The organism is Actinomadura miaoliensis (assembly GCF_039536785.1).
GTDB lineage: Bacteria > Actinomycetota > Actinomycetes > Streptosporangiales > Streptosporangiaceae > Spirillospora > Spirillospora miaoliensis.
On sequence record NZ_BAAAZG010000015.1, the window covers coordinates 19,895 to 28,482 of the forward strand.

The window sequence follows — 8,588 nt, forward strand, 5'->3', positions numbered from 1 at the left end:
GAAACCACCTGACCAGCCAAGAGAAAGGACGGCGTCATGACGCCTGTCATCCCCGGATTCGACTACCGGCGCGTCCCCGTCGCCGACGGGGTCGCCCTGAACGCGGCCGTCGGCGGCTCCGGCAGCCCCGTCGTGCTGCTGCACGGCTTCCCCCAGACGCACCTGATGTGGCGGCACGTGGCCGCCGACCTGGCGGCCGACCACACCGTGATCTGCCCCGACCTGCGCGGCTACGGCGACAGCGACAAGCCGGAGGCCGTCGACGACACCACCTACAGCAAACGCACGATGGCCGCCGACGTCGTGGCATTGGCGCGGGCGCTGGGGCACGAGCGGTTCGCGCTCGCCGGGCACGATCGCGGGGCGCTGGTCGCCTTCCGCGCCGGCCTCGACCACCCCGCGGCGATCACCCGCCTGGCCTGCCTGGACGTGCTGCCGACGGCGGACATGTGGGACGTCATGCACGGCGCCACCGCCGCCGTCGGCTTCCACCTGTACCTGATGGCGCAGCCGCCCGGACTGCCCGAACGCATGATCGCCGCCAGCGCGGACGACTTCTTCGGCCACTTCCTCGACCTGTGGGCGAACGACCCGGAGGCCGTTCCGGCGGACGTCCGGGCCGCCTACCTGCGGGCCTGCCGCGCGGCCGTCCCCTCGATCGTGGCCGACTACCGCGCGTCCGCCGGCATCGACCTCGCCCACGACCTGGCCGACCGCGAGGCCGGCAACCGCCTGGAGATGCCGGTCGCCGTGCTCCAGCAGGACTGGGGCGCCGCGCTCGGCTACGACGCCCGGGCCCTGTGGGGCGCGTGGGCGCCGGACCTGGTCCACACGACGGTGACCTGCGGCCACTTCATGGCCGAGGAGGCGCCCGCCGTCGTCGCCGAGGCCCTGCGCGACCTGCTCGCCCGCTGAGCCCGGCCGCCTCTTTCCCACCGGACGCGGGACGGCCACTCTGGTGGGCATGACGGGGATCGACGGGAGGCTGCGGGCGCGGCTGCTGCGACGCGCGAAGCGCGACCAGTGGATTCGCACGGCCGCACCGCGGAGGGTGCCGCCGCACTACGCCGTGCTCTGGCTGTGGATCGATCGGCGCAACGCGGCGTGGCTGCGGCGGGTCGTGCGCGGACGCGGCTGGCCCGGACGGTCCATGGCGGGGGAGGACGGCGCGCAGGCCGCGTGGCTGATCGCCCAGCACGCCGACAGGTCGCCCGAGGCGCAGCGGATGTTCCTGGACGCGCTGCGGGGCGCCGTCGCGTCCGGGGAGGCCGACCCCGCCGACCTGGCCCGGCTGGAGGACCGCGTACGGGTCAACGCGGGCCGTCCGCAGCTGTACGGCACCCAGTACGGGATGACCGAGACCGGTTACGGTCCACATCCGGTCGAGGACCCCGAACGGCTGGACGAACGCCGCGCCGCCGTGGGACTGCCCCCGCAGGCGGAGTACGACGCCGAGATCAGACGCCTGGCCGCGGAGGAGCCGTAGAAGCCGGAGAGGAGCCGCGGGCCGCCCCACCCGTGGACCCTCTTCGCGGAGAAGTCTTGCCCGGGTGACCGAACCACTCTACCTTCGTCATGATCGACGACCGCGCGCCCGACCGGCGACGGTGACGGTCCCAGCAGGGCACCCCCGAACGGGGTCGGCGAGAGGCGCGCCGTAGTGGACATCCTCATCCTGGGCGACCTGATCGTCCGCAGCGAAGGCCGGCCCGTCCCGCTGCCGGGGCCGAGCGTGCGCGCGCTGCTCGGCGTGCTGGCGCTCACCCCGGGCGAGGTCGTCGGCGAGGAGCGGCTGCTGACGCTGGCGTGGGGCGCCGACAAGGGGACCCGGCGGGGGCTGCAGTGCGCCGCGCACCGGCTCCGGGGCTGGCTGCGCGACGTCGCGGGGACGGCCTGCGGCCTGGAGCACACCGGGTCCGGGTACCGGCTCACGGCCCCGGACGACGCCGTCGACGTCACCCGGTTCACCCTGCGGGTGCGGGAGAGCGAGACGGCGGCCGACCCGCGACGGCGCCTGTCGCTGCTGACGGCCGCGCTCGGCGAGTGGCGCGGGCCGGTGCTGGGCGGCCGGTCCGAAGGGCTCGACGCCGACCCCGTCGTCTGGGCCGTCGAGCAGGCGCGGGTCGACTGCGCGGCCGCGCTCGCCGACCTGGCGTGCCGGCTGGGCCGCCAGGCCGAGGTCGTGCCGCTGGTCCGGGAGGTCGCCGCGGCCGCGCCCTACGACGAGCCGCTGCAGGCCGCGCTCGTCCGGTTGCTGGCGACGTCCGGACGGCCCGCCGAGGCCCTGCGCCAGGTCGAGCGGGTACGGCGGCGCCTGGCCGACGACCTGGGCATCGCCCCGTCCGCGGAGATCCGCAACGCCCACGCGGCCGCGCTACGGGGCGACGGGCGGCTGCGGCCCGTGCCCAGGCAGCTCCCGCCGGACGTGCCGGACTTCACCGGCCGCGGGGCGGAGACCGCCGCGATCAGCGAGCCGATGCTGACGGCCGCCGACCGCCACGGACCCCTCGTCTTCGTGATCAACGGGCTGCCCGGAATCGGCAAGACCGCGCTCGCCGTGCACGTCGCGCACCGTACGGCCGCGCTTTTCCCGGGCGGGCAGCTGTACGCCGAGCTGCGCGGCCCGGACGGCCGCCCGGCCGACCCGCGCGACGTCCTCGGCCGCTTCCTGCGCGTCCTGGGGGCCGCCGACGCCGCCGTCCCCGCCGCGCTCGACGACCGCGCCGCGCTCTACCGGTCGCTGACGGCCGACCGCGGCCTCCAGGTGATCCTCGACGACGCCGTGGACGAGGCCCAGGTGCGTCCGCTGATCCCCGGGGCGTCCGGCTGCGCCGTGCTGGTCACCGGCCGCACGTTCCTCGGCGGCCTCGCCGGGGCCCGGCAGATCCGGCTGCAGGGCCTGGACGGGCCGGACGCGGTCCGGCTGCTCGGCCGGGTCAGCGGCCGCGACGGCATGGCCGACGACCCGGCGGCGGCGCGGATCGTCCGGTTCTGCGACCGTCTCCCGCTGGCCGTGCGCGTCGCCGGGGTGCGCCTGGCGGCCCGGCCCGCGCTGAGCCCCGGACGGCTGGCCGCCGGCCTGCGCGACGAGGACGGCAGGCTGGACGGGCTGGAGGTGCACGGGCTGGCCGTCCGCCCCGGCCTGGACGCCGCGTACTGCGCCCTGGACGCGGGGCCGCGCCGCGCGTTCCGGCTGCTCGGCCTGGCGCGCACGCGCGACTTCGCCGCGTGGACGGCCGCCGCCCTGCTCGACGTCCCGGTGGACACGGCGACCGCGCACCTGGAGGCGCTCGCCGACGCGGGGCTGCTCGACCCGCTCGGGGACGACGACGCCGGGCAGCTCCGCTACGGCCGCTGCGACCTGCTGCGGCTCTACGCCGCCGAACGCGCCCGCGCCACCGAGCCGCGGGCGGCGCGGGACGCGGCCGTGCGGCGGGTGCTCGGCGGATGGCTGTACCTGCTCGACGAGGTCGGAGCCTGGTTGTTCGGCACGTCGTCGCGGAACGCGGCACCGGCACGCGCGGTCGGCTACCGCGTCCCGCTGCCGGAGTGCCCCGAGGCCTGGTACGACGCCGAGTCCGGCGCGGTGCGCGCGGCCCTGGGGCAGGCGTGGGAGCACGGCCACGACGACCTGACGGTGGCGCTGGCCGGCGCCGCCCTGCCGTTCCTCGCCCGGCTCGGCCGCGACGACGAGCGCCGCCGCGTCCTGCGGGTGGGCCTGGCCGCCGCCGACCGCGGCGGCGACCGGACGGGCCGCCTCGCCCTCCTCGGCATCCCAGCCTGACCGGGCGATCTCCCGACCGCGCCGCCTCACCCGTCGCGGCCCCGCCCTCGCGCGCGTGACCTGGGGTTTCGCGCGCCGGGAGGCTGAGAGCGAACTGAGAGCGGAGCGAAAGCGCCGATCGGCGATGCTGCAGCAGTGATCGAATCCGCCGGTCCGACGGCCTCCAGACCCACCGACCCGCCGGCGTTCCTGCGCTTCGATCCACCGGAACTGCGGGACGGTTCGCTCATCGTACGTGGTGTCCCCGCGCGGCTTCGCGAGGGGCGACGGCTGGCCCCCGGCGCGCCCCTCGGCTACCTGTACCAGCAGGTCGACGAGGACGAGCCGGAGCACGACCTGGCGTTCACCGCCGGGCACTACGACGAGGACGAACTGGTCTGGCGGTTCTCCGGAGAGGTGACCGGGATCGCCGGGATCACCGAGCCCTTCGCCGGGCCGCCGCCCGGCGAAGGCTCCGCGGGCTCCGGCGGCCCGCCGTCGCCTCCGTCGTCCCCGGAACGTCCGTCGGAGACCCCGGCGGAGAAGGGAAGTCAGTGATGTCCCACACCCTCACCCGAGAGCCGCTGCAGACGGCTCTGTCGTTCATCGACGGGCACCGCATCGAACCGCAGCCGCCGGCCGACCCGAGCCTGCAGCCGCTGGCCTACCTGTACTCCCAGTGGGACGGCTACCCGGCCATGCCGGAGGAGGGCCACTACGACGAGGAGACCCAGACCTGGGTCTTCCCGCCCGGAACGATCACCGCCGGCGTCGCCACCAACACCAACACCAGCTGCTACATGGGCAGCGACAAGTGCAGGGACGACACCTGCGCATGATGTCGACGGCCCCCCGGGTCCTCATTCTGACCCAGGAGTTCGATCCCACGGTCGACCCGGTGATCCAGACCCTGTCGGCCCGGGGAGCCGAGGTCGTCCGCGTCGACCTCAGCTACTTCCCGCGCCGGCTGACGTTCACCACCTCCGACTTCGACGGCCGCCGCCGCGTCATGCGGCACGGCGACCGCGAGGTCGACCTGGACCGGCTGGCGTCGGTGTGGTACCGCCGCCCGACCGCCTTCGAGTTCGACCCGGCCATGGGCGAACCCGAGAGGCTGTTCGCCCGCAAGGAGGCCATGCAGGCCGTCGGCGGCATCCTGCGCGCCACCGACTGCCTGTGGGTGAACCGGCCCGACATCGACGCGGTCGGCGAGCTCAAGCCGTACCAGCTGGAGCTGGCCCGGCGGGTGGGGCTGCGCACGCCGCGCACCCTGCTGACCAACGACCCGGCGGAGGTCGCCGCGCTGGTGGAACGCTCCGAGCGGCCGATCGTGTACAAGTCGCAGATCGGCGGGGTGATCCACTATCCGGGCGCGTTCCCCGGCGGGCTGCTCACCGCGGTGGTCGGCGACGAGATCCACGAGCACCTCGACCGGGTCGGCCACACGATGTGCATGTTCCAGGAGTACGTCGACAAGGCCTACGAGGTGCGGCTGACCGTGATCGGGAACAAGTACTTCCCGGTCGTGATCGACTCGCAGAACGACGACCGGACGACGGTGGACTGGCGGGGCGCCTCGGGCGAGGTCGGCTCGCTGCCCTATGGCGACTACCGCCCGCTGCCCGAGGACGTCGTCAAGAAGACCCAGGAACTGCTGACCGAGCTGCACGCGGTGTACGCCGCCGTGGACTTCATCGTCACGCCCGAAGGGGAGCACATCTTCCTGGAGGTCAACCCGGCGGGCCAGTTCATGTGGATGCAGCACGACCTGGGCCTGAACCTCGGCGACCACATGGCCGAGCTGCTGATGCGCGGCGGGCCGTTCACGCGGGGAGAGGTGACACAGATCGGCTACTAGCGACGTGCCGTCCTACCTGGCGGCAGGTGCGCAGGCGGTCGTCGCGGTGACGTTCGCGTTCTCGGCGGCCGCCAAGCTCACCGGCAGGGCCGCCTACGCGGACTTCCGCCGCTGGCTGTCGACCGGCGCCGGGGTCCCGTCGCGCGCGGCGGGCCCCCTGGCGGCGGTGACGGTGGCCGCCGAGGCGGCGACGGCGGCGGCCGCGCCGGTCCCGGCGTTCGCCGTCGCGTCGCTGGCGGCGGCGACGCTGCTGATGGCGGTGTTCACCGTCGCCGTCGTCCGGATGGTCCGGGGCCGGGTCCAGGTGCCGTGCCGCTGCTTCGGCGTGGGACGGCGTCCGCCCGGCGCCGTCCACGTGGTGCGCAACGCGATCCTGCTGCTGGTCGCGGCGGCGGGCGCCGTCCTGGCCGCGACCGCGGCCGGGCCGCCGCCGCCGGGGCAGACCCTCGCCCTCACCGTGATCGCCGGCGCGGCGGTCGCGCTGCTGCTGATCGACCTGGAGGAGCTGGTGTTCCTCGTCCGGCCCGTCCGGCCCGGGTCCCCTTCCCGCTAGTCCCGCGTTCCCGTGAGGAGGCCGCATGTCGTACGCGACGGCCGCGGTGACGACCGTCGGCGCGCTGTGCCTGGTCAACATGGTGCTGCTGCTGGCCGTCATCCGCCGCCTCGGCGAGCACACCCGCCTGCTGGCTAACGGACGTCCCCGCGGACCGGCGGCCGAGCCGGCGCCGCTGGACGTCGCGCCCGGCACCCGCGTCGGCGAGTTCGAGGTGACCGACGCCGACGGCGGGCAGGTGACGCGGGACGGCCTGAGCGGCACGACGCTCGTCGGTTTCCTGGCGCCCGGCTGCCCGCTGTGCGAGGACAGCGTGCCGGAGTTCCTCGCCCGCGCGCAGGCGGCGCCCGGCGGCCGCGACCAGGTCCTGGCCGTGGTGCTGGGCGCCTCCGCCGGGGTCGGTGAGCTGTGCGAGCGGCTCGCGCCGGTGGCGCGCGTGCTCACCGAGCGCGAGGAGGGAGGCCCGCTGGTGCGCGCCTTCGGGGTGGGCGCGCTGCCCGCGTACGGCGTGCTGCGCGACGACGTGATGGTCGCCAGCTACGCGCTGCCCGAACGCATCCCCGACCTGGCGTCCGCGTGACCCGCGACCGGGCGGCCCCGCGCCACCTGGCGTCGGCGGTGGAGCTGGCGTGGGCGTCGGGCCGAGCCCGGCTGCTGCTGCGCGTCGCCCTGGCCGTCGTGGCCAGCGCCCTGCCGGTGCTGGTCGCCTGGCTGACCAAGGTGGTGCTCGACCGGCTCGCCGTCCCCGGCGCGCCGCTGCTGGTCCCGGTCCTGGCGCTGGGCGCGGCCGGGGTGGCCGCCGGCCTGGTGCCCCAGTTGCTGCGGTACGTCGAGGGCGAACTGGGACGGGCCATCGACCTGACGGCGCGCGGCCGTCTCTACAAGGCCGTCGCCGCCATGCCCGGCCTGCGCCGTTTCGAGGACCCGCGCTTCCACGACCGGCTGTCGCTGGCCGCCGACACGGGCCCGACCGGCCCGTCCGAGGTCGTCGACGGCGGGCTCGACGGCGTCCAGGGCCTGCTGATGGTCACCGGGTTCCTCGTCACCCTCGCCGTGCTGAGCCCGTGGATGCTGGTGCTCGTCGCGGTGACGGGCGCCGTCGCGTTGCACGGGCAGATCCGGCTGAGCCGCTTCCGGGCGCGCATGCTGGCCGACCTCGGCCACGCCACCCGCCGCGAGTTGTTCTACTCGCAGCTGCTCACCAGCCTCGGCGCCGCCAAGGAGGTGCGCCTGTACGGGCTCGGCACCCTGTTCGGCGGCCGCATGCTCGCCGAGCTGCGCTGGATCAACGCCGCCCGGCGCCGCATGGGCCGCCGCGAGCTGTTCGTCCAGGGCGCGCACGGGCTGCTGTGCGCCCTGGTGGCCGCCGGCGGGCTGGTGTGGGCGGTGCACGCGGCCCGCGCCGGACGGCTCACCATCGGCGACGTGTCGGTGTTCGTCGCCGCCGTCGCGGGCGTCCAGGACGGCCTGACCATCGTGACCAGCAGCGCGGGCCGCATGCACGAGGCCATGCTGCTGTTCGGCCACTACCGGCACGTCGTCGACGCCGGGCCCGACCTGCCGGCGCCGCCCCGCCCCCGCGGCGTCCCCCCGCTGCGCGAGGGCATCGAGCTGCGCGACGTCTGGTTCCGTTACGGCGACGACCTGCCGTGGGTACTGCGCGGCGTCACCCTGACCATCCCCGCCGGGGAGGCCACCGCGCTCGTCGGCCCCAACGGCGGCGGCAAGAGCACCCTGGTCAAACTGCTGTGCCGCCTGTACGACCCCACCCGCGGCGCCGTCCTGTGGGACGGCGTGGACCTGCGCGACCTGCCCGTCGAGGAACTGCGCCGCCGCATCGGCACCGTCTTCCAGGACTTCATGGCCTACGAGCTGAGCGCCGCCGACAACATCGGCGTCGGCGACCTGGCCGCGCTGGACGACCGCGCACGCATCGAGGCCGCCGCCCGCCGCGCCGGATGCCACGACACCCTGGCCGCGCTGCCGCGCGGCTACGACACGATGCTGTCGCGGACGTTCGAGTCGCCGCTGTGGGAGGACCCGAACACCGGCGTGCTGCTGTCGGGCGGCCAGTGGCAGCGCGTGGCGATCGCCCGCGCCCTGCTGCGCGACGACACCGACCTGCTGGTCCTGGACGAGCCCAGCTCCGGCCTGGACGCCGAGGCCGAGCACGAGGTGCACCGCGGCCTGCGCGACCACCGCACCGGCCGCACCAGCCTGCTGATCTCGCACCGGCTCAGCACCGTCCGCGACGCGTCCACGATCGTGGTGCTGGAGGACGGCACGGTCACCGAGCGGGGCACCCACGAAGAGCTGCTCGACAGGGACGGCACCTACGCCCGCCTGTTCACCCTCCAGGCCAGCGGCTACCAGGACGCCGCCGACGACGCGTCCCCCCTCCCGGCGACCTGACC

At 75.4% G+C, this 8,588-nt stretch carries 9 protein-coding genes; all 9 read left to right on the forward strand.

The window, feature by feature from the left end; all coding sequences use genetic code 11:
• Nucleotides 1–36 precede the first annotated feature (36 nt).
• Nucleotides 37–915 (forward strand): alpha/beta fold hydrolase, encoded by an 879-nt coding sequence (locus tag ABD811_RS12415; RefSeq protein ID WP_344945581.1) that lies wholly within the window; start codon nt 37–39, stop codon nt 913–915.
• Nucleotides 916–964: 49 nt separating this feature from the next.
• Complete coding sequence (locus ABD811_RS12420) at nt 965–1,486, forward strand: DUF6624 domain-containing protein (protein WP_344945583.1); 522 nt, start codon at nt 965–967, stop codon at nt 1,484–1,486.
• Between the two features lie 174 nt (nt 1,487–1,660).
• On the forward strand, nt 1,661–3,784 hold the full coding sequence (locus tag ABD811_RS12425; protein WP_344945586.1) for an AfsR/SARP family transcriptional regulator: 2,124 nt from the start codon (nt 1,661–1,663) through the stop codon (nt 3,782–3,784).
• A 135-nt stretch (nt 3,785–3,919) separates the two neighbouring features.
• Nucleotides 3,920–4,321: a hypothetical protein gene (locus tag ABD811_RS12430; RefSeq protein ID WP_344945589.1), complete on the forward strand. Its 402-nt coding sequence runs from the start codon at nt 3,920–3,922 to the stop codon at nt 4,319–4,321.
• The gene (locus ABD811_RS12435; RefSeq protein WP_344945593.1) at nt 4,321–4,602 is read left to right on the forward strand and encodes a hypothetical protein; all 282 of its coding nucleotides are present in this window, start codon (nt 4,321–4,323) and stop codon (nt 4,600–4,602) included. The genes ABD811_RS12430 and ABD811_RS12435 overlap by 1 nt, the downstream gene beginning before the upstream one ends.
• On the forward strand, nt 4,599–5,621 hold the full coding sequence (locus tag ABD811_RS12440) for an MvdC/MvdD family ATP grasp protein (protein ID WP_344945596.1): 1,023 nt from the start codon (nt 4,599–4,601) through the stop codon (nt 5,619–5,621). The genes ABD811_RS12435 and ABD811_RS12440 overlap by 4 nt, the downstream gene beginning before the upstream one ends.
• A gap of 4 nt (nt 5,622–5,625) precedes the next feature.
• Nucleotides 5,626–6,174, forward strand: coding sequence for a MauE/DoxX family redox-associated membrane protein (locus tag ABD811_RS12445; protein WP_344945599.1), 549 nt, complete (start codon nt 5,626–5,628; stop codon nt 6,172–6,174).
• A gap of 25 nt (nt 6,175–6,199) precedes the next feature.
• Entirely contained in the window at nt 6,200–6,754 is a 555-nt protein-coding gene (locus tag ABD811_RS12450; protein WP_344945601.1) for a TlpA family protein disulfide reductase, read from the forward strand.
• Nucleotides 6,751–8,586, forward strand: a complete 1,836-nt coding sequence (locus ABD811_RS12455; RefSeq protein WP_344945604.1) for an ABC transporter ATP-binding protein — start codon at nt 6,751–6,753, stop codon at nt 8,584–8,586. Before ABD811_RS12450 ends, ABD811_RS12455 begins: the two co-directional genes overlap by 4 nt.
• The last annotated feature ends 2 nt before the right edge of the window (nt 8,587–8,588 follow it).

What these genes read in the sequence shown, in the direction of transcription:
- ABD811_RS12415 (WP_344945581.1), top strand. Translation starts at nt 37, where the DNA reads ATGACGCCTGTCATCCCCGGATTCGACTACCGGCGCGTCCCCGTCGCC.
- ABD811_RS12420 (WP_344945583.1), top strand. Translation starts at nt 965, where the DNA reads ATGACGGGGATCGACGGGAGGCTGCGGGCGCGGCTGCTGCGACGCGCG.
- ABD811_RS12435 (WP_344945593.1), top strand. Translation starts at nt 4,321, where the DNA reads ATGTCCCACACCCTCACCCGAGAGCCGCTGCAGACGGCTCTGTCGTTC.
- ABD811_RS12440 (WP_344945596.1), top strand. Translation starts at nt 4,599, where the DNA reads ATGATGTCGACGGCCCCCCGGGTCCTCATTCTGACCCAGGAGTTCGAT.
- ABD811_RS12450 (WP_344945601.1), top strand. Translation starts at nt 6,200, where the DNA reads ATGTCGTACGCGACGGCCGCGGTGACGACCGTCGGCGCGCTGTGCCTG.